The organism is Blautia fusiformis (assembly GCF_020686995.1).
Lineage (GTDB): Bacteria > Bacillota > Clostridia > Lachnospirales > Lachnospiraceae > Blautia_A > Blautia_A fusiformis.
Window position 1 is genome coordinate 21,421 of the sequence record NZ_JAJEPT010000021.1, and the last position, 21,828, is coordinate 43,248.

The following is a 21,828-nucleotide window of genomic DNA, read 5'->3' on the forward strand; positions in this document are numbered from 1 at the left end:
ATCTATGTCTGTTTTTCGACATAAGATATGGTTTTTTTATTACTGTGTACCTGCTCCCAGGATTTTTTCCGCATTTTCGATACGTTCTTTCGTTGGCGGATCAATTCCCTTCAGCGGATAATCAATATGCAGATTTTCCCATTTAAAGGTTCCGAGTGTGTGATATGGAAGAACCTCCACTCTCTTAACTGTCTTCAGTGTTGCAATAAAGTCAGCCAGCCGGTGGAGATAGTCATCCCGGTCATTGCGTTCCGGAACCAGTACGTGACGGATCCACATGGATACGCCCATATCGGAAAGCTTCCGGGCCATGGCAAGGATATTTTTATTGGTACATCCTGTGAGGATCTTATGCTGTTCCTCATCAATGTGCTTGATATCCAGCATGACAAGATCTGTGTACTTCATCAGCTCTTCCCATTTTTCATACCACGGACCCTCTTCTGTGTAAGGGTTGCCGCTGGTATCAAGTGTTGTGTGGATCCCAAGTTTTTTTGCTTTTCTGAACAGCTCAGTGAGGAAATCGATCTGTAACAGTGGCTCGCCTCCACTCACAGTAATACCGCCCTTACTTCCCCAGTAAGAGCGGTATCGACAGGCTTTTTCAAGCAGCTCATCTGCTGTGTACTCCGTCCCTGTTTTCATTTGCCAGGTGTCCGGATTGTGGCAGAACTGACAGCGCATGGCGCAGCCGCTCAAAAAGATCACATACCGGACTCCTGGTCCGTCAACAGAGCCGAAGCTCTCCAGTGAGTGGACGTAGCCAGTGATTTTTTTCTGGTCGTCCATATTTTTTATTACATCCTTTCGTGGCAGGTTCTTGCGATAACGTCAAGCTGCTGCTCTCTTGTAAGGTCGATGAACTTAACAGCGTATCCGGAAACACGGATCGTGAAGTTTGCATACTCCTCTTTTTCCGGATGCTCCATAGCATCGATAAGTTTCTCTTTACCGAATACGTTTACATTGAGGTGATGTGCACCACGGTCAAAGTATCCGTCAAGTACATTTACAAGATTCTCTGTACGCTCTTCCTCAGAATGGCCAAGTGCATCCGGGTTGATCGTCTGAGTATTGGAGATTCCGTCAAGGGCATCCTCATAGTCAAGCTTTGCAACAGAGTTCAGGGAAGCAAGAAGTCCGTTCTGCTCTGCGCCGTAAGACGGGTTTGCTCCCGGTGCCAGAGGCTCGCCGGCTTTTCTTCCGTCCGGAAGAGATCCTGTAGCTTTACCATAAACAACGTTGGATGTGATGGTAAGGATGGATGTAGTTGGCTTGGAATCACGATAGGTATGGATGTGTTTCAGTTTCTCAAGGAATGTGGAAAGCAGAGTTGTTGCGATCTCGTCTGCTCTGTCATCATCGTTACCATAACGTGGGAAGTCACCCTCAACCTGGAAGTCTGTTGTGATTCCGTCCTCGTCACGGATTGCTTTTACTTTTGCATATTTGATAGCGGAAAGGGAATCTACTACGTGTGAGAATCCGGCGATACCTGTTGCGAAGGAACGGTCAACCTTTGTATCGATAAGTGCCATCTCAGCTGCCTCATAGTAGTATTTATCATGCATGTAGTGGATCATGTTCAGTGTTCCAACATACAGATGTGCAAGCCAGTCCATCATCTGATCATATTTTGCGATTACCTCATCATAGTCAAGGTACTCGGAAGTGATCGGCTGATACTGCGGTCCTACCTGCTGTTTTGTCTTCTCATCAACACCACCGTTGATCGCGTAAAGAAGGCATTTTGCAAGGTTTGCACGAGCACCGAAGAACTGCATCTCTTTACCTGTCTCTGTAGCAGATACACAGCAACAGATGCTGTAGTCATCGCCCCATACCGGACGCATAACGTCATCGTTCTCATACTGGATGGAACTTGTTGTAACAGAGATGTCTGCTGCATATTTCTTGAAGTTCTCAGGCAGTCTTGAAGAGTAGAGAACTGTAAGGTTCGGCTCCGGAGCCGGTCCCATATCCTCAAGTGTATGAAGGAAACGATAGTCGTTCTTTGTTACCATGGAACGTCCGTCCTGTCCCATACCTGCTACTTCCAGAGTTGCCCATACCGGGTCACCGGAGAAGAGCTGGTTGTAAGACGGGATACGAGCGAATTTAACCATACGGAATTTCATTACGATATGGTCAACAAGCTCCTGTGCCTCTTTCTCTGTAAGAGTTCCGTTCTCAAGGTCTCTCTCAATATAGATATCAAGGAATGTGGAGATACGTCCAACACTCATTGCAGCTCCGTTCTGAGTTTTGATTGCTGCAAGATATCCAAAGTACAGCCACTGGAATGCTTCCTTTGCATTCTTAGCCGGCTGGGAAATATCAAAGCCATAGATCTGAGCCATTTCTTTCATTTTCTTCAGAGCACGGATCTGATCTGCGATCTCCTCACGAAGCTGGAAGTCATAACGTCTCATACCCTGACGGTCGCATGCTGCGAAATCTCTCTCCTTGCATGCGATCAGATGATCGATTCCGTAAAGAGCTACTCGTCTGTAATCACCTACGATACGTCCACGTCCGTAAGTATCCGGAAGTCCTGTAAGGATCTTGTTGTGACGTGCTCTCTTCATCTCCGGTGTGTAGATATCGAATACACCCTGGTTGTGTGTTTTGAACTCATAGTTGTTAAAAACATCTTTGATCTTGTCGCTTACATGGTATCCGTAAGTCTCACATGCCTGCTCTGCCATTTTGATTCCGCCGTATGGCATGAAAGCACGTTTCAGAGGTTTGTCTGTCTGAAGACCTACAACCTGCTCCAGGTCTTTGAGTTCCTCATCGATATATCCAGGACCGTATGCTGTAATTCCTGTTACTACCTCTGTCTCCATATCAAGAACGCCGCCTTTAGCACGCTCTTCTTTCTGAAGCTCCTGAAGCTTGCCCCAGAGTTTATCTGTTGCCTCTGTTGGTGCTTCCAGGAAGGAAGCATCTCCATCATATGGTGTATAGTTCATACTGATGAAATTACGAACATCGATCTTCTCTTTCCAACGATCACCCTTAAAACCATTCCACTGTTCAAAATCAACTTTTGCCAATTTGTTACACATCCTTTCCTGTTGTCTCAATATTTCGTTCACTGCCCGCGCAGTTAGTAATATATAACATTTCTCATGACGACCATAAGATAACAGATTCCGAATTTAAAGTCAACAGCTTGGAAGTATGTTCTTTATAATATACATGTAATTGTATTATTGATAAAAATAATGAGAAAATTGTACCAGATATTGTACAATGTCGGGCGTCTGACGGACGCTCCTGGCGGAGGGCGTTTCCTTTCCAGGGGGGACACTTTGGCGTGGGCAAGTTTGCGAGGGGGAAAGGCGCTCGGAGTTACGAAGCCCGCTTTTCCCCCTCGCGCTCCCCCTTTCCGGGCACGTCGCTGTTCTGCGCTGTGGTATGGGGTAGTGTATTGGCAAATGCCTGTATGCTGCTGTATTGGTGGCATCAGGCTGAGCCGATTTTTTTTCGCCGGACGGAAGGCGGTCTGCGCAGCAGACCTGTTCCTGGTGGTTGTTGTATTGCTGGCGCTGATCTGCTCCTGCCTGTTGTTCTATTGCTGGAGCTAATCTGCTCCTGCCTGTTGTATTGCTGGTGCTGACCTGCTCCTGCCTGTCGCTGTATTGCCGGCGCTCACTTGCTCCCGTCTGTTGTCGCATCACTGGCATAGACCTACTTCTGCCTGTTGCTATATTGCCGGTGCTCACTTGCTCCCGTCTGTTGTCGCATCACTGGCATAGACCTACTTCTGCCTGTTGCTGTATTGCCGGCGCTCACTTGCTCCCGTCTATTGTCGCATCACTGACATAAACCCGCTCCCATTAACAACAGGGAACAGGCCCGCTGCGCGGGCCGCTTTCCCGTCCGACGAAATAAAAATCGGCTCAGCCTGACACTGCCAATACAGCAGCATACAGGACTAAGCCGATAAATTAACACACTCCAAGGCGTAGCACAGCGGCGTGCCCGGAGGGGTGGGGTGTGGGGAGGGGAAACGGGCTTCGCAACTCCGAGTGCCTCCCCTCCCCACGAATTTCCCCGCTTTTTCAAAGCAGAACTTTTCCACGAAAAACCCTACAACACTTTGGAAAGAAACTCCTTCGTCCTTTCCTCTCGAGGATCCCCAAACAGTTCTTTCGGATTTCTATCCTCAAGAATCACCCCATCATCCATAAAAAGCACTCTGTCACTGACCTCCCTTGCAAATCCCATCTCATGGGTAACCACCAGCATGGTCATGCCTTCTTTTGCAAGCTCCTTCATAACCTCAAGAACCTCTCCGACCATCTCCGGATCAAGAGCTGATGTCGGCTCGTCGAACAGAAGCACCTGGGGATTCATTGCAAGGGCTCTGGCAATGGCAACCCTCTGCTTCTGTCCGCCTGAAAGCTTTCCTGGATAGACATCGGCTTTTTCTTCAAGGCCGACTCTTCTCAAAAGAGCCCTCGCCTTCTGATCAGCTTCCGCTACATTCCATTTGCCAAGGCGCACCGGCGCAAGGGTGATATTTTTCAATACTGTCATATTTGGAAACAGATTAAAATGCTGAAAAACCATTCCCACATTTTCCCTGAATTTATCTACATCCAGCTTCGGATCCAGAAGCTGCTGTCCGTTTACGGTGATCTCGCCTTCCTCCGGTTTTTCCAGAAGGTTCAGACATCGCAGAAATGTAGATTTTCCGGAGCCGGACGGACCGATGATGCAGATACACTCACCCTTGTTTACGTGAGTTGTGATTCCCTTTAATACGTGTACATCCCCGAAGGACTTTTTCAGATTTTTAACATCAATCACTTTCTCTCAGTCTCCTTTCAAATCTCTTCAGCAGAAGGCTCAGGCACTTCACGATCAGATAGTACATGATACCTGCAACGATCAGCGGTATGAACATCTGATAAGTACGGGAAGAAACATAGCTTGCCGCTTTTGTCAGATCCATGATACCTACATAACCTAAAATAGATGTTTCTTTGATCAGCTGGATAAACTCATTACCCATTGCCGGAAGGATGGTTTTTACAGCCTGCGGAATGATAATGAAACGCATGGTATCTTTATACCCAAGGCCCAGAGAACGACCAGCCTCGCTCTGGCCCTTGTCTACAGATAAAATACCTCCGCGGATAACCTCGGAAACATATGCACCGCTGTTGATACCGAAGCTGACCACTGCTGCCACATATCCCAGCCTGCTGTGGAACACTGCAAAATAGATGATCATCAGCTGAAGGACTGACGGTGTTCCACGGATCACATCAACATAAATATCCGCGATCGTGGAAAGAATGGTTCTTCTGCCTTTTTTCGCAGCTCCAAGACGTACCAGAGCCACTACAAGACCGATCAGGATACCTACGATCACTGACAAAAGGGAAACGATCAGCGTAATCCCAAGACCGTTAATATAAAACTTCCAACGATTATCCTGAAGGAAAATAAAGCTTAAAAGTCCCAGAAAACCATCGGTTGCTGCTACATCTGTCACATCCTCGCTGTTTTCAAGTGTATCCACAAAATACTTCTGATAAAGATCATCATATTCCCCGGATTTTTTTACTTTTGCAAGCCCGTCATTGATGATCTGGACAAGCTCTGTGTTTCCTTTTTCAATACAGAAAACCGTATCCTCTGCTGTACTTGGCACGGACTCATACTGCAGGTCTGAGTTCTGTTTGCAGTAAATCTCAGCCATGATATTGTCGATCAGAACTGCATCTGCTCCACCGTTTTTCAGCTCCATGACTGCACTGGAAGCGTTTTTAAATCTTTTTACTTTGGCATCCTTAACTTCACCGTAATCGGTAGTCTCGCCGGATGCGATCATATCACTCTGTGCACCCTCCAGAACTGCAACGGTTTTTCCGGACATCTCCTCAAAATCCTTGATCGGATTATCCTTACGGCTGATGATGCACTGTGTACCGGTGTAATAAACATCGGAAAAATCAACGCTTTTTTTACGGTCCTCCGTAGGTCCGATCCCGGCTGCGATCACCTGTACATCACCAGCCTCCATGGAACCCATCAGGGAATCAAAGGGCATATCCTTCCATACCAGCTTTACGTTTTCTTCCTTGGCGATCGCCTCCAGAAGATCGTAATCAAAACCTGTAATATTTCCATTATCATCCAGGTATTCAAATGGTGAATACTCTGCGTTCGTTCCTATGATGATGGTCTGCTGTTCTGCCGCTTTTACTGCCACTGCACTGCTGAAATATATCGGCAGAGCCATGATCATACACAGTACAAAACAGATAAGAGCTCTGCTTTTTCCATTGCGTCCCATTATTTTCCCCTCCTGCTATTCATATTTTTTTCCGTAGCCAAAAGCACCTTCCATGCCACAAATGCCCGCTGCAAAAGCAGCTGCCTCTTCAAGACTTTCACAGATCGCGGTTTCCTCCGCCATGCCGTTTTTCCTTCTTCCGATATACCCGGTAAGGAAAGATGCGATCAGTGAATCCCCGGCGCCAAGAGTATCTTTTACTTCCGTAAGCGGCGCTGCCGGCTGTCGGTAAAAATTCCTTCCGTCATAAAGAATGCAGCCCTTGGCTCCTCTGGAGGCCATGGCAAGCTTCGGCCCCATGGAGATGATCTTTTTCAGATGCTCTTCTGCCTCCTGGTCGGTTCCGTCAAAGGAGCAAAATGCGTAAGTAACCTCCGGTGCTGTTTTTTCATAATATTCCTCTGTGGAATCATCAGAAAAGTCAAAAGAAACCGGAATTCCCGCCTCTTTGATCTTATGCAGCTCTTCCTCCGTAAAAGAGTAATTTCCGCTATGTACCACATCAAAGCCTTTCATATATTCCAGATCAAAACGATCAAGGATATACGGTGTTTTTCCACGGATACCACCATCATTAAAATCCAGGAACTCACGGTCTCCGTCTTTTAATGTGATCCTGGAATAACCGTTCTCGCCGTGCAGCTGTCTGCACTTTACGGTTTCCACGCCGATTTTTTCCAGTGTATCCATGATCAGTTCTGCTCTGTCGTCATCTCCGAAATATCCCATATACGCTGTTTTTTCACATCCGGCCATCTTTCCGTAAACACTGACGTTTACGCAGTTTCCGCCTGGATACATGGTTTTCAGATGATCATAGATATCCACTACATTGTCTCCGAAGCCAAGAAGCCTTGTACTGTATTTACTCATATTTTCCCTTTCTCTGTGCACAGGCACAGTAGCACCTTTAGTACTCTACAACGCCCATATATCTTCTCATATCCAGCGGATGACGGCGTTTATCCTGGAGAGCGGTACGGTAAACGGTCGTCATGGTGTAGAACAGCATCGGGGTAAAATATTCCACACAGCTGTCATCAATTGCTTCCATACCAAGCTTATCCGCATCGATCACTTCGTATTTCTTTCCGTATTTTTCAAGGAAAGTCAGCACACGCGCATCCATCATACGATTTCTGCCCCGGCTCATCATAAGGATATAAAGATGATCCTCATCCGTTACCTCAAACGGTCCATGGAAATATTCCGCACTGTTCAGATAACCGCAGTCCATCCACTGCATTTCCTGAAGTGAGCAGATCGCAAAGCCATATGCCTGAGAATAGGAAGCTCCCGATGCCATGATATAAAGGTTCGGTTCCTCTGAATATTTTTCTGCAAAAAGCCATGCTGCATTCTGCTGATCCTTCACTGCAGCTGCAATAACATCATCGATCTTTTCAAAGCCTTCCACGATCTTATCGTAAAGCTTATATCCCGGCTCCTGTACCTTCATCAGCTCATTAAGAATACGAAGTACGATTCCCTGAGGCTTCTCTGCTTCCTTTACCCCCGGTGCCCAGTCGTATACAACGGAGATCCATTTATCGGTATCACATGGAGAACCTGGCGCATGTGTCATTGTAACAACAGCCGCACCTGCATCCATTCCTGTTTTTGCTGCCTCCAGACACTCCTTTGTCTTGCCACTGTGGGAGCAGATGATCAGAAGACTGTCTTTTCCCAGCTTCTTCGGCGGTGTCAGTGCAAACTCTCTTGCAGGGATCCACTGTGCATCCATCACTGCGGATTCCGCACGGACAAAATAATATCCCGGATACAGATCCACAAGAGATCCTCCGCATGCAAGAAAATACACATTTTTGATTGTTCCATGCTCTTTGTTGATCTTATTTACGATTTTTACTGCGTCCATTTTCATCCTCCGGTTTTCGTGGAAATTCGTCTGAGAATCCTCTGAATCCATTGAAAATACAGGTTTTTTCGGATTTTCAGATGAATTTCTCCTTCTTGTACTTTTGCATTTTACCTTTTTGAAGAATATAACATATTATAACGTTATAGTAAAGAGTATATTCATGATTTATGATTAATTATTCATCCAATATACCTTCTGACGCACTGCAGAGGTTTGTCCCTTACTGGACAAATACATCCGCACTATAGTAAAATATCTTTTATGAACAACCTCAGAAAGGATATTTTCATGTTAAATAAAAATTCAATCCAGCCGCTTTACAAGCAGCTTATGGATATCATCACCCAGCAGATCAAAAACGGTACTTATAAGCCCGGAGAAAAAATCCCTCCTGAGCCGGAGCTTGCCGATCTTTACCATGTCAGCCGGATCACTGTCCGACGTACCGTGGAGGAGCTTTGCACACAGGGCTATCTTATCAAGCATCAGGGAAAAGGAACCTTTGTAAAATCCCCCATGATCTTCCGGAAATTTGAATCCCAGAAAAATATGAGCTTTTCCGAATCCTGCCGTCAGAATGACCGGATTCCGGAATCTCACGTACTGTCCTTCTGCAAAAAACCTGCGAACAGCGTAACCTCTGATTTTCTGCAGCTTACTTCGGATGAGGAAGTTTTTTTCCTGGAACGTCTTCTTCTGGCTGACAGTATTCCGGTTATTGATGTTCACACCTGGCTCCCCACACGGCTTTTCCCGGATTTTGATCCGAACGCTGTAGAAAACGGTTCTTTTTTTGAATATATCAAAAACACCTACCGCTGTACGATCGCAGAATCCAGCCGCAGCACCATTTCTGTTACTGCAGCCTCCCCGGATATGGCAAAAACTTTGCGTCTGTCTTCCGGCGATCCCGTGCTGATCCTGGATTCCTATATGGAAGCTCCTGATGGAAATCCGCTTTACATCAGCCGTGAATACATTGCAGGTTCCCGCTATACGATTTCATTTTGAAGAATCAAAAAACGGCACAGAAGCGTTATGCTGCCAATACAGCAGCATACACCTCTGTGCCAGTGTTTATTTATCCAAAAATATTACTGTTCACTCCGTTCTCTGCAACACGCTTCGCGATACACAAAATTTGTCCTTTATCTTTTCAAGACTCCGATCCATCACTGCCTGTCATCTGTGCCTCAATGGCCTTTCCAAGGCGGTTATAGATCGTCACCGCATCCTCCACATGGAGTGGGCTTCCGGTATTTCCCGATGCGCCTGCCGTTACCAGTATGTATTCCCTGTCGTAAATCTCTGCAAAGCTTGCAAGACACAGACCCGCCTCGCTGGTATATCCTGTCTTGCCGCCCAGGATCTTGCCGCCGGTAACGGAAGGGTCAGAAAGATTTTTGAACATGGTACTGTAATATGTGATCCCGCTGGGATGGATATTCGTCACTCCTGTGGAATGCCGCGGACTCTCAATGATCTCTCTGAACGTATCGTTCCGAAGCGCATACCTGAGCAGCACCGCAATATCTCTCACTGTACTGTAATGATCCGGATCATGAAGCCCTGTCGTATCACAGAAATGTGTATCATTCATTCCAATCCTCTGTGCCTTCTTATTCATCAGCTCCACAAATCCATCCCTGGAACCGCCTACGGTATCCGCCAGTGCGATACAACACTCCGCACCGGATGGCAGCATGGCACCATAAAGAAGGTCGATGGCCCGCACGGTCTCACCGGGCTGAAAGCCTGCCTGGGTGGCATCCTGCTCATAAAGCCCCTGGAACATTTCCTGGGTCAGAGTGATCTCCTGATCCAGATCATCCAGGTTCTCAATAGCCACGATCACCGTCATGATCTTCGTCATGGAAGCCGGATAGATCTTCTCATCGCCCTTCATATTTCCGATGATCTTTCCGCCTTTTACCTGCATCAGCACTGCGTAGGGACTGTTGATACCGCTCATCTCAAGCTTACGGACAACCGGTCTCTGCAGAGACTCCATCCAGTCACCTACCCCTTTATTCCAGCCGATGATCACTACAAGTGTCAGGATCACGATAGCCTCTACCACCAGGCAGAGTATCATTTTTATTTTGTTTACCTGTTTTTTTATTTTCTTCGCTTTACGCTTTTTTGATCTCAATTTATACTCCCTGTTCCGACAAATTCATCTGTAAGTTTTACTTACAGAAACGTTTTCCCCATCTTTTTTATATTAACATGATTATTATTTTCTTCTGTAAAATCTATATGAAAAAGCTCTGATGAGCTTTCGGTCTGTTACAACTCTGTTTGTGCCTTATTGTAGGATTTTTGCCCCCAAAAATCAAGGTGTATAAATGTATAAAAAAATACCCCATACAAAGTTTCCTCTGTACAGGGTATTTAAAATTTATTACTGAGCTAATTTAATCGGGTTAAGCTTAACACCAGGTCCCATTGTCGGAGCGATTGTAACGCTCTTCAGATACTGACCTTTCAGTGTGCTAGGTCTAGCCTTTGTGATAGCTCCCATAAGCGTCTGGAAGTTGTCGCTTAACTGCTCCTCGGTAAAGGAAGCCTTTCCGATCGGAACATGGATGATGTTGGATTTGTCAAGACGATACTCGATCTTACCTGCTTTAATGTCGTTAACAGCTTTTGTTACGTCCATTGTTACAGTACCAGCTTTCGGGTTTGGCATTAAACCTTTCGGTCCAAGTACACGACCAAGACGACCTACAACGCCCATCATATCCGGTGTTGCAACTACAACGTCAAAGTCAAGCCATCCCTCGTTCTGGATCTTCGGAATGAGGTCCTCAGCTCCTACGAAGTCTGCTCCTGCTGCCTTTGCCTCTTCTGCCTTAGCATCTTTAGCAAATACAAGTACACGAACTTTTTTACCTGTTCCGTGTGGCAGAACAACTGCTCCACGGATCTGCTGATCTGCGTGACGTCCATCGCAGCCTGTACGGATGTGAACTTCGATGGTCTCGTCGAACTTAGCTACAGCTGCTTTTTTAACAAGGCTGATAGCCTCTGGTGCATCATATAATGTTGCGCGGTCTACTGCTTTCGCAGCTTCCACATATTTCTTTCCTCGTTTCATTTCTATAACCTCCTGTGGTATTTGCGGGGAAAAGCCCTCCCACTTGAAAATTTCACTTTTTCTACGGGAACCCCGAACTTAAGCTTCGGTATTTATTAGTCTACGACTTCGATTCCCATACTTCTTGCTGTACCGGCGATCATGCTCATAGCAGCCTCGATGGATGCTGCATTGAGGTCTTTCATCTTCAGCTCAGCGATCTCCTGAACCTGTGCCTTAGTAACTTTAGCTACTTTGGTCTTGTTCGGTGTACCGGAACCAGATTTGATGTTTGCAGCTTTCTTAAGAAGAACTGCTGCCGGCGGAGTCTTGGTTATGAAGCTGAAACTTCTGTCAGCGTAAACAGTGATGACAACCGGGATGATAAGATCTCCCTGATCAGCTGTTCTTGCGTTGAACTCCTTAGTAAACTGTACGATGTTTACACCATGCTGTCCAAGAGCCGGACCTACAGGTGGTGCTGGAGTTGCTTTACCAGCCGGAATCTGTAATTTGATATATCCTGTTACTTTCTTTGCCATTTTCGGCACCTCCTATGTGGTATTGGCGGGGGTGTGTCCCTCCCACTTGCTGTTACCTTGTTTTTGAATTACTCAGCTTTTTTGATTTCTGTGAAACTTATTTCTACCGGTGTTTCACGACCGAAAAGCTCAACATTGATCGTTACCGTCTGTTTCTGCATGTTGATACCTGTGATCACACCTGCTGTATCTTTCCATGCACCACCGGTAACGACTACCATGTCGCCCTCTGCGAAGTCCACTTCGATATCCGGTTTCTGGATACCAAGCGGCATCATTTCCTCTTCTGTAAGAGGCACAGGCTTTGATCCCGGTCCTACGAATCCTGTAACACCGCGGGTATTACGGACAACGTACCAGGTATCGTCATTCATCACCATATTGAGAAGCACATAGCCTGGAAACATCTTTTTCTGAACCTGTCTTGAGGTTCCGTTCTTCATCTCCACTACATCCTGCAGCGGAACACGTACCTCCAGGATCTGGTCTTCCAGGTGTCTGTTCTCGATCGTCTTTTCAATGTTGGCTTTTACCTTGTTCTCATACCCGGAATAGGTATGGACAACGTACCATTTTGCTGCTTCTGACATATAATCACCTTGTCCTTACTTCATTAAGAAATTAATGAATTCCAGAATTCCGGAATCCATTACACTGATAACCACTGCCAGGATGATCGTGATGATCACGACCACAACAGTCTGCTTTGCCAGTGTGGGACGGTCTGTCCAGACAATCTTCTCAAATTCTGACTGAAGTCCCTGAAACCAACTTTTCTTCTGCGGCTTATCCTCAGATTTCTGTTTTTCCATAGCATAACCTCACAAATCTCTGTGATTACTTTGTTTCCTTGTGCAGAGTGTGTGTATGACAGAACTTACAATATTTCTTGGTCTCCATTCTCTCAGGATGGTTCTTTTTCTCCTTCGTCATATTGTAGTTACGCTGCTTGCACTCGGTGCATGCTAATGTAATCTTAACGCGCACAACTTCCACCTCCAGTGTTTTCATTTGCATGGTCTTCTATGCCGCCCGGAACGTATATCCGTCGTCATTTTCGGGCATAAAAAAAAGACCTAACTTCCATGTCGCTCGTCAATTTTATCACAGAGCAGGTGTGCAAGTCAAGCCTTTTTCGCTTAAATATAAAGAATTTCACAGATTCCGTACGGACGTCTCAAGTGCGCAAACCCGATTCTGCTTCGCTGCATTTCGTTTTCGGGACGTCGCCCTGTACAGAAAGTAATAAGAAGACCCTTATGTGCAGGCACAACATGTCTTCTTCTGTCTTCCTGCACACTTTCAACTTCTATTAAAAGTAGTCATAACCACCGTGGATATCCACCACACTGCCGTTCATATATCCGTTAGACAGCACTGCATAAGCCATATCCGCCACTTCCTCCACAGTTCCAAACCTGTGGAGTGCGATCTTCCGGTTGATACGGTCGTAGCTCTCCTGGGTGCGAGCGCTGTGCCACGGAGTTTCGATGAAGCCAGGTGCAATAGCGTTGACTGTGATGCCCTTTGGCTCAAATTCCTTTACCAGGGATCTTGTCAGAAAATGGATGGCTGCCTTGGTGACTCCATATACAAGGGAGGAAGAATACGCCTGCTGTCCTGCATAGGAACCGGTAAAGAGCACACTGCCGCCCTCCACCATCATGGATCTCAGCTCTTTTACCATAAATACAGGTACGGAAAGATTGGTGTTTACGATCCGTGTCCACTCCTCAAAGCTGTAGTCTTCATATTTTGCGTAGGTACTGATGCCGGCATTGCTTACAAGCCAGTCAATATGGTCTGTCTGCTTTTTCAGCTCCTCCACAAAAACCATCATCTCTTCATAGGAAGACATATCTGCCTTTATCAAAGTCACCTGAGATCTTTTTTCCTCAGGAAGGCTCTCCTGAAACGACAGTGCCTTCTTCTCATCATGTCCATATGTTACAAAGATCCTGTCAGCTTTTGCTGACTCTGCCAGGATCTTTTCGGCGATCCCTCTTCCGATTCCAGAGGTACCGCCTGTGATCACAGTTATTTTTCCCATTTTACAGCTCCATCAGTTCATCAAATATCGGTTTCGGTATATAAGGCTGCTGATTGTGGATCGGCTCACCCAGACAGGTCTTCGGGTATGCGTAGGTTCCATGCTCCAGCATGATCTCCAGAAGCTCCGGTCCGTTCTGCTCCAGGAATCCACCGGCATATTTTTCCACGTCTTCTCCCTGGATGCGCTTTGCAGGAATTCCGTAGGCCTGCGCCACATCTGTAAAATCGCAGGATGAAAATCCGCTGCCATCGGAGGTATCCGCATATACACAGTCAAAATAATCTCTCTGAAGATGACGGATCATTCCCAGAGCCTCATTATTCATTACGATCATCTTCACTGGGATATTCTCACGCTTCACCCACTGTAGCTCCTGGATATTCATCTGGAAGGCTCCGTCTCCGCAGATACATGCCACCGGCTTGCCGGTAGCATAATAAGCTCCGATAGCCGCCGGAAGTGCATATCCCATAGCACCATGTCCGCCGGAAAAAAGTGTCTTCTGCCCCTGCTGATTGTGGAAGGACTGATAGCTCCATACCATATGCTGTCCCACATCCACAGCAACCGCTCCGGTATCGGAAAGCTGATCACTCAAATATGCGATCATGCGGTTCGGATAACGCTGCGGTGTCTCATCGTCCACTTTCCAAAGTTCCTTACGGATCTTCTGGCAGACAGCAAGCCATTCCTCATAGGAACCGATCTGTGCCTGCTGCTCTGTCAGCTTACGCACCACAGTCTCTGCGCTGACGCAAAAGCATTTCTCACCTTCTCTTCCCTCATGGATCTCTCTTTGAAGATTATAAGGATCAATATCCACACGGATGATTTCGGCATTCTTCGCAAACTCATGAACCTTAGTACCAATCTGACGGGTACACAGGGAAATTCCAAAGCAGAGCAGAAGGTCGCTTTTTGCATTGGCGATCATATTTGCATACCGGTGTCCGTAGGCACCTCCGATGCACCCGAAGTTCAAAGGATCATCAAAGCTCAGTGCGGACCGGGCAAGTACGCTTGTGATCACTGGAATGTGATGGGCACGCGCCAGATCTGTGAGCATTTTTTCTGCTTCTCCGGAAGCTCCGTGACCGATCATAAATACCGGCCGTTTTGCAGTCCTGATCTTATTCAGAATATATTCTGCCGCCTCTGCTCCATCAGAAGAATCCGCCTTTGCAACTGCATCCCTGTAAAAGGCTGCCCCGTTTTCCGGATCATTTTTTCCATATACAGCTGTCTCGATCTCTTCCTCGGAAAATTCCATATCATAAGCCGGATCTTCCACCTCGCCTCTCTGCACATTCATAGGAAGATCGATAAGAACCGGCCCTTTCCGTCCTGTATTGGCGATCTGCCATGCAAGATTCAGTTCACGAACGATATTTTTCGGATCACGGACCTGCACCGCGTACTTGGTTACCGGCTTTGCCATGGAAACCATATCGATCTCCTGAAAGCCCTGCTGACGAAGGCCTGTAATACCGGAATATTCATAGGTATTCAGCTGTCCGGTGATAAAGATCACCGGAAGAGAATCGAAATACGCATCTGCCACACCGGAAAGCAGATTGGCAGCTCCCGGACCACTGGTGGCATAGGCACAGCCGCAGGCATTCTTTGCCTGAGCATAACCACAGGCGGCAAAAGCAGCTCCCTGCTCATGATAGCTGGAATGACTTCTTACATGGGGATTCTTCTCAATGGAATCTACCAGATGTGCGATCATGGTTCCCTGGTATCCAAAGAAATCATGAATCCCTTTTTTCTGCAAAAATTCCACAACATAATCTGTAAGCTTGACCTTAGACATATTTTTTTACCTTCTCCATATACGAGATCCTTCCTGTTTTTTCCAGATACTTAAGATACAGGTCAAAAACCTCCGGATCTGTTTCAAATGCTTCTTCATATTTCAGGCAGCGATCATTCATCCTGGTATATCCTGCAAATGCTTTTTCCAGTTCCACATAATCTTCATTTTTGAAGAGATTCCGGATATAGCTGAGCTTTTTGCGATAAGCCAGTGCACAGGTATATTTTTCCCCGCAGAATTTTGCATAATCCCAGCACTGTGCAAGATATTCCCGGTAATTCATTCCAAACTGCCTGCGCTTTTCCCTTTTCTTCCTGACAGAAGCAAATTTCTTCAGTTCCTTTGACTGCTGCAGAAATTCCTCGCATGGGATCAGTGTGCTGCACACCACCAGCGAGCCGGGAACATAGTTTTCCATTGACTTATTTCGATAATTTTTGCCGTAGGCCCGGGTGAGATAGCTGTCTGTGTTTCCCGGGACCATAAAGGATTCTCCTCCAAGCATTGCCTCCCCGGGATTTTCAAAAATATGCGCAGGAAAATAAAGATTCTGGTCAAAATATCGGAGTACATATGTTTTTGCGCCATCCTGCGGCTGCCGGAGCAGATCCCGGAATATGCTCTTTGCCAGCCAGCCTCGTCCGCAAAGGGAAAGGACTCGCACCATCCAGATACCTCCCAGCTCACGCCGGTTCCGCCACTTGCCTTTTTTTCCGTAGATCCTCTTCCATCCCTCTTCGCGCATACGGTTCCAGAGATATTTTCCCTTTGGACCATATTCACACTGCAGCGGAAGGATATTGATCCCCAGTCCCGGATGTTTGTATTTTCCATACTCGTCCAGCTTATAAAACAATGTATCTTTATCTGTATAACGCAGAAAAAATCCGGGGAAACGGCTGTTATTCTCCATAGATTCCAGAGCTCTGCGCAGCTCCGGTTCTTCGTCAAAGATGTTTTTAAACCGGGCCATATCACCGGTCTTCATATAAATATCATTGCTTGCCGGATTCATGGGAAAAGGGCGCTCCGTTACCGCACAGAGGGTAAGATACGGAGAAAGATAATATGTGATCTTATTTTTTCTGCATATGGTATCTATTTCTTTTAGAAGTTCCAGTACTTTCTGCTGTTCTCTGTTCAATACACTCTGCCTCGTTTCTGTTGATCTGTCATTACAGGATCCGCTTCAGAAGCTCCTGAAGCTCCTCCTGACTTTTATACTTATCTAGCCAGCTGTTCAGAAATTCTGTCACGTCTGCCTTCTTTGCGAAAAATCCGGTACGCCGGCTTCCATCGTAAAGATCCTCCAGGAAGATCCTGGAAAGCTCATTTTTTATATAGGGATGCGGCTCATGATCCAATGCCAGGAAATAATTTTCGAAGGCTTCCCGGGTACGCCCCTGTTTCTTCCGGATATCTCCCAGAAGCTTGTATACCTCTCCCTGCCATTCCTTATGGACCAGAAAGCTGCGGATCTCCTCTGCCAGATATTCCATCTCGCCCTCTTCCTCACTGCACAGGATCCTGGTACGGCCCTCTGCCAGTGCTTTGGGATAGCCGAATCTCTGCCATGCACAGGTAAGTGCCTCTTTGTACACTGGCTCCTCAAGGGTTCCCTCCCTTGGAGAATTACCGGTGATCCCCAGTTCTTTGCAAAGCTCTCTCACCAGCTCTTCCAGCTCCCCTTTTGTACGGACGGAATATACCTTCGCAAGATAAAGAGCGCCTCTGATCTCCTCATCCTCCGGCATCAGTCTGCTCCAAAATTCCATCAGAGAGAGTGCTTCTGATCTTCTCTGGCTTCCAAGCAGATCCCGACAGTCCCGGATCGCCTGGGACTTCTGTTTTTTCAGGAATTTATCCAGTTCCAGCTGCACAATGCCGTTATTGGTGCATTCTCTGGCTTTCAGATACTCTGCCATTGCTTCGTTCCGGAGGCCCTTTTTCCAGAGAAGATCCCCCTTATATTTCATAAAATATCCATCCTGGGGAAATACTCTCAGGCAGTAAGACAGAAATTTCTCCGCTTCCGAAGCATTCTGCGGTCCTTCCAGGCGCTCCATCACAAACCGGCATTTAAATTTCAGGAATCCCGGAGCATCCGGATATTTTCTGAGAAGATCATCCACGATCGCCTCTGCTTCCTGCATTTCTTTAAATTCATAGTGGCTGGCTGCTTTTCGGAAACGGCGGATATCCTCCACTGTCTGCTCCATTTCCGGAGTAAGATGATCCATTTTCTTGCGTACCTCGTACATACGGTATGCCTTGGAAACACGCTCCTGATAGATCAGTGTCAGCATGGCCGCCTGAAAAGCCTTATCCTCCAGCGGAATCAGGATCGGATGATAGAACGGACGGATCCCGTTAAAATCCTCACGCCCGATAAACTCCATGCTGAGCTGTACACGGTAATACTCCTCAAAGATCTCACCAAGCACATCATATCTTCTCTCTTTCAGCAGGGTCTCCGCTGTTTTTTCGGATCTCATCAGCCGGGCAGACACATCCCGGGCTACAACACCGGCTTTGATCCTTCTTCGTCTGTCATCCTGTTTATGGTCTCCCTTTGCCATAAGAAGGCAGTAGAATTTGCGGAAAAGCATCTGTCTGCGGATACGTTTTTTGTCGATCCTTGGCGTATATTCATCCCGCACCTCCTGATAGCTGGCGCCCGGAACATCAACAGACTCATGAGATTCTCTTTCCCCATGAGGCGGTATATAGGACCATTCGTCCCCGTAATGCCAGATCAGATAATCGCTGGTCCTGTGAGGGATCATAACCTTTTCGCCCTCGAAGTCCATATATTTTACAGGGAACATCATATTCTTGTCAAAAAGAAACGGGCAGCCTCCCCATCGCATGGCATAGCGGCTGCACTCCTCTTCTTTATAAGAAAACATGATCTTCTCCAATTTCTTTAAGGTTCTGTCCTTTCCGCAGAAGGTATAGCGGAAAAGCCAGTACAGATACCGCCAGGGAGAAATTTCCCATCTGACTCCCACGACCATGCTGATATTCAGAAGTTCCGTATAGATCATCATATGGTCCCGGTATTTCTCATACTCACGGTCATCATCCGGAATGGGATCCAGAGTCAATACGTCAATGATCTCACCCGCCTTGTCGTCTCCTATGATCTGATGCTTGTGGATCGCACAGGTATCCGTACTTCCGTAGCGCGGAAAACCGTTGGTATAATTACGGTCCACTTCTGCACAATAAACCGCCCGGTTCGGCGGCATCTCGTTCTGACATATTTCTACAAATTTATCCCAGTCACTTTTGGGCATGTAAATGTCCACATCATCGTCCCATGGGATAAAGCCTTCATTTCGAAGAACACCGATCAGAGTACCTCCGGCCATTACATATCTAAGATCATGCTTTTTGCAGATCGCGTCAACCTCCCGGAAGAGCTGCAAAAGAAGCTTCTGTTTTTCTGTCATCTGTCAACCTCTTTGATTAATTATTTTCAAAAGCTCAGCCAGAGTTTCTGATTCTTCATAAAAAAATCTCGTACATTCTGTCCGTCTGTCACGGATCATGATGACCAGCTCCTGAAGCAGATAGCGAAGACCATTTCCCTCAAAATTAAAGCTGTAGCGTTTCAGGAATTCCTGACCTTCTATTTTGGCTTCAAAATATCCGGTATTCCACCAGTCACCGGGTACGGTGATACGCCCCCTGGTTCCGATGATCGCAAGCTCGTTTTCCACATCCACCGTTGTTCCGATCTCAATGGTCGCTAGTGCCCGGAGATACTTCATCGTGATCATATCATAAATAAAGCAGCCGTCACTGCTTTTCACCGCATTGCTCTTCACCTCCAGGTAATCCTTACCGAGAAGCTTGATGCATGCACACAGCGCCTGGCTGACTGTTTCGCTGAAATTTTTTCCGCCCTCAAAATCATCCTGAGAAATCGCGCATTTTACAGCTACCACATCTCCCACAAGCGCTCCATGTGTCAGCCAGACAAGCTGCGTAAACGCGCGCAGATAGACCATGGTAAGCTTCTCTACCAGAACAACCTGATGTGCCTTTGCCAGTGCAAACAGCTCTCTTATCTCTTCCGGCTCCAGAGCCATAGGCGTGTCACTGATCACATATTTATCACATTCCAGTGCCTTTCGGATATAATCTGCCCTGTTTTTCAGACCGGATCGGATATAAATGATATCCAGTCCTTCCAGAAACTGTCCGTAATCTGTACCATAAGAGTCAAGTTCGTATCTGTCACAGAATTCTCTCGCAACAAAAACGTCCTCGGAATACACACTTTCTACATGCAGTCCGCTGACATACTTGGACTCCATCACCATTTCGTTGTCCTCTGTATCATCCGTAACAATGCCCATGCTGTAGATCATACCCTCACTTCTGAGCTTGGTACTGGAAATATTTTTGGTACGTTCCAGATAAACGACCTCACAGTAATTCTTCAGATAATCAAATTTGCCACGCCAGTCCGAACCGACTACCAGAAGGTCGATATTGTATTTTGTAATGTCATTTAGCTTCTGCCCCTGATATTCCTCTACAATGATCTCATCCGCAAAACCAGTCTTGCGGACATTTTCGATACGCTTCAGAAGGCTGTCCTGTACATTCAGCTTGCCGCGTTCGATATCATAGCTTTCACTGGTGACACCCACAACAAGATAATCCCCCAGCTCCCTGGCTCTTTTCAGAATATTGTAATGTCCCTGGTGGAACAGATCAAAGGTACCGTAAGTAATGACTTTTTTCATTATTAATTTAATCCTGCGCTTTCTCTTCTTTATTTTTCAAAAGCACTTCCATTTCCCCCTGCGGTTCTGTGATCTTTAATATATCATCCAGGTCCTGGAGCTGCTCAAATTCCTGTGGAGCTCCGGCATCATCCATGCCTTCCTCCATCTCAAGATCCTCATCTACAAAGAAATCCTCGCCACGGATTTCTTCCGTCTCTTCTGTCTCATGTTCCAGTACAGCCGCCACATCGTCCTTCACCTTACGTGCATCCTCCTCGTCCAGAGTTGCCGCAAGCTCCTCAATGGCTTTCTTTCTTTTCAGTATGATCTCATAACGGTCATCTTCATCATATTCATCCTCAAGTCCTTCATCCTGCACCTGCCTCTCACGTTTGAACAGAATAAATGTAAGCAGGTTTAGTACCCCTCCGTAGAGGAAAGATACCGGCTTGCTTCCAAGGATCAGCACAAGCACCCAGGATACTCCAAAAAGCACCCAGACATTCAGCATCTGCGGGATGCTGAGAAGAAGCAGGCCGTTGAGTACGATCATGATCGGATAATGGAAAAAATAAATCCCCATGGTATTTCTTCCAACAAAGGTAACCGGCAGCTTCACATCCGGGATCAATGCCAGAAACGTCAGCACCAGCACAAAAGATACCAGATACATCAGAAGGCGAATCAGCATTCCTGTGATATCATCCATTCCCGATAACTGATACGTATGATTCCCACGGAAAATATCTACCGGGATCTCATTGGCGATCATAAAATTCGGAACTGCATACAAAAGCAGGGCTGAAACCAGGAGCAGGATCCATTTACCCTTGAATTTACGGACCACGTCTGTGTAATCACTCTTCCACAGATAGCCTGCCACAAAAAACGGAAAAAATACAACAATCCTGGAGCTTGAAAGATAGGTCGTAAATTCCGGTCTTGTTCCTGCCCACAATGCAAAAATAATGCTCAGAGGCACGATAAAACGTATCTTGCCAAGTGCTTCGATAGTCAGCCTGTAGATAAACAATGCCAGCACATACCACATAACTGTTCCGGACGGACGGAGCAGCTCATAATCCATGCTTCTGCCGGTCCAGATATAAGCATACCAGGTCAGACTGTATCCAAGAATATAAGGGATCAGCAGATTCTTCACATTCTTCAGTACATCCTGTGGCTTCTTGGAAAGATATCCAGATATAAAAATAAAAGCAGGCATGTGAAAAATGGTGATCCCATACCATACATAACGCACCACCATGTCCACCTTGACCAGCTGAAATGCGATCAGATGATTAAATACGACAAGAAAGATCAGTACTACTTTAATGTTATCGACCAGGTAAGAATACGGAACTCCCTGGCTATCCGTTCTCTGTTTCATTTGTT

At 46.5% G+C, this 21,828-nt stretch carries 19 protein-coding genes; 1 reads left to right on the forward strand and 18 read right to left on the reverse strand.

Annotated features, from left to right (window positions below; all coding sequences use genetic code 11):
- Nucleotides 1-39: 39 nt before the first annotated feature.
- The 6 genes from pflA to LKD46_RS14910 form a co-directional block, all read right to left on the reverse strand.
- Nucleotides 40-789, reverse strand: coding sequence for a pyruvate formate-lyase-activating protein (pflA, locus tag LKD46_RS14885; RefSeq protein WP_227574312.1), 750 nt, complete (start codon nucleotides 787-789; stop codon nucleotides 40-42).
- Nucleotides 790-797: 8 nt separating this feature from the next.
- Entirely contained in the window at nucleotides 798-3,059 is a 2,262-nt protein-coding gene (pflB, locus tag LKD46_RS14890; protein ID WP_227574313.1) for a formate C-acetyltransferase, read from the reverse strand.
- A gap of 1,039 nt (nucleotides 3,060-4,098) precedes the next feature.
- Complete coding sequence (locus LKD46_RS14895; RefSeq protein WP_227574314.1) at nucleotides 4,099-4,821, reverse strand: amino acid ABC transporter ATP-binding protein; 723 nt, start codon at nucleotides 4,819-4,821, stop codon at nucleotides 4,099-4,101.
- Complete coding sequence (locus LKD46_RS14900; protein WP_118609220.1) at nucleotides 4,814-6,316, reverse strand: ABC transporter permease subunit; 1,503 nt, start codon at nucleotides 6,314-6,316, stop codon at nucleotides 4,814-4,816. Before LKD46_RS14900 ends, LKD46_RS14895 begins: the two co-directional genes overlap by 8 nt.
- Before the next feature lie 15 nt (nucleotides 6,317-6,331).
- The gene (locus LKD46_RS14905; RefSeq protein WP_147603119.1) at nucleotides 6,332-7,189 is read right to left on the reverse strand and encodes a PfkB family carbohydrate kinase; all 858 of its coding nucleotides are present in this window, start codon (nucleotides 7,187-7,189) and stop codon (nucleotides 6,332-6,334) included.
- Nucleotides 7,190-7,226: 37 nt separating this feature from the next.
- Nucleotides 7,227-8,195: a phosphoheptose isomerase family protein gene (locus LKD46_RS14910; RefSeq protein ID WP_114001934.1), complete on the reverse strand. Its 969-nt coding sequence runs from the start codon at nucleotides 8,193-8,195 to the stop codon at nucleotides 7,227-7,229.
- A 291-nt stretch (nucleotides 8,196-8,486) separates the two neighbouring features.
- On the opposite strand from LKD46_RS14910, the gene LKD46_RS14915 reads away from it, so the two are divergent.
- Nucleotides 8,487-9,209 (forward strand): GntR family transcriptional regulator, encoded by a 723-nt coding sequence (locus LKD46_RS14915; protein WP_022427097.1) that lies wholly within the window; start codon nucleotides 8,487-8,489, stop codon nucleotides 9,207-9,209.
- A 145-nt stretch (nucleotides 9,210-9,354) separates the two neighbouring features.
- Here the strand turns inward: LKD46_RS14915 and LKD46_RS14920 are convergent, their stop codons facing one another.
- The 12 genes from LKD46_RS14920 to LKD46_RS14975 all read right to left on the reverse strand — a co-directional run bounded on the left by LKD46_RS14920 (nucleotide 9,355) and on the right by LKD46_RS14975 (nucleotide 21,823).
- A complete protein-coding gene (locus tag LKD46_RS14920; protein ID WP_022427096.1) occupies nucleotides 9,355-10,350 on the reverse strand; it encodes a D-alanyl-D-alanine carboxypeptidase family protein in 996 nt (331 codons plus the stop codon).
- 252 nt (nucleotides 10,351-10,602) lie between these two features.
- The gene (gene rplA, locus LKD46_RS14925; protein WP_015525334.1) at nucleotides 10,603-11,298 is read right to left on the reverse strand and encodes a 50S ribosomal protein L1; all 696 of its coding nucleotides are present in this window, start codon (nucleotides 11,296-11,298) and stop codon (nucleotides 10,603-10,605) included.
- A 95-nt stretch (nucleotides 11,299-11,393) separates the two neighbouring features.
- Nucleotides 11,394-11,819, reverse strand: coding sequence for a 50S ribosomal protein L11 (gene rplK / locus LKD46_RS14930; RefSeq protein ID WP_015525333.1), 426 nt, complete (start codon nucleotides 11,817-11,819; stop codon nucleotides 11,394-11,396).
- 68 nt (nucleotides 11,820-11,887) lie between these two features.
- Nucleotides 11,888-12,409, reverse strand: a complete 522-nt coding sequence (nusG, locus tag LKD46_RS14935) for a transcription termination/antitermination protein NusG (RefSeq protein WP_015525332.1) — start codon at nucleotides 12,407-12,409, stop codon at nucleotides 11,888-11,890.
- Between the two features lie 15 nt (nucleotides 12,410-12,424).
- Nucleotides 12,425-12,631: a preprotein translocase subunit SecE gene (gene secE / locus LKD46_RS14940; protein WP_015525331.1), complete on the reverse strand. Its 207-nt coding sequence runs from the start codon at nucleotides 12,629-12,631 to the stop codon at nucleotides 12,425-12,427.
- 25 nt (nucleotides 12,632-12,656) lie between these two features.
- The gene (rpmG, locus tag LKD46_RS14945; RefSeq protein ID WP_044961412.1) at nucleotides 12,657-12,806 is read right to left on the reverse strand and encodes a 50S ribosomal protein L33; all 150 of its coding nucleotides are present in this window, start codon (nucleotides 12,804-12,806) and stop codon (nucleotides 12,657-12,659) included.
- 325 nt (nucleotides 12,807-13,131) lie between these two features.
- Nucleotides 13,132-13,869: an SDR family NAD(P)-dependent oxidoreductase gene (locus LKD46_RS14950; protein WP_118515827.1), complete on the reverse strand. Its 738-nt coding sequence runs from the start codon at nucleotides 13,867-13,869 to the stop codon at nucleotides 13,132-13,134.
- 1 nt (nucleotide 13,870) lies between these two features.
- Nucleotides 13,871-15,688 carry a thiamine pyrophosphate-binding protein gene (locus LKD46_RS14955; protein WP_118609218.1) on the reverse strand — a complete coding sequence of 606 codons (1,818 nt, stop codon included), beginning with the start codon at nucleotides 15,686-15,688 and terminating at the stop codon, nucleotides 13,871-13,873.
- Nucleotides 15,681-16,835 (reverse strand): LicD family protein, encoded by a 1,155-nt coding sequence (locus LKD46_RS14960; protein WP_227574315.1) that lies wholly within the window; start codon nucleotides 16,833-16,835, stop codon nucleotides 15,681-15,683. Before LKD46_RS14960 ends, LKD46_RS14955 begins: the two co-directional genes overlap by 8 nt.
- 31 nt (nucleotides 16,836-16,866) lie before the next feature.
- Nucleotides 16,867-19,146, reverse strand: a complete 2,280-nt coding sequence (locus tag LKD46_RS14965; protein WP_118609217.1) for a LicD family protein — start codon at nucleotides 19,144-19,146, stop codon at nucleotides 16,867-16,869.
- 3 nt (nucleotides 19,147-19,149) lie between these two features.
- Nucleotides 19,150-20,451: an adenylyltransferase/cytidyltransferase family protein gene (locus tag LKD46_RS14970; RefSeq protein ID WP_015525326.1), complete on the reverse strand. Its 1,302-nt coding sequence runs from the start codon at nucleotides 20,449-20,451 to the stop codon at nucleotides 19,150-19,152.
- A 7-nt stretch (nucleotides 20,452-20,458) separates the two neighbouring features.
- Nucleotides 20,459-21,823: an acyltransferase family protein gene (locus tag LKD46_RS14975; RefSeq protein WP_015525325.1), complete on the reverse strand. Its 1,365-nt coding sequence runs from the start codon at nucleotides 21,821-21,823 to the stop codon at nucleotides 20,459-20,461.
- Nucleotides 21,824-21,828 lie beyond the last annotated feature (5 nt).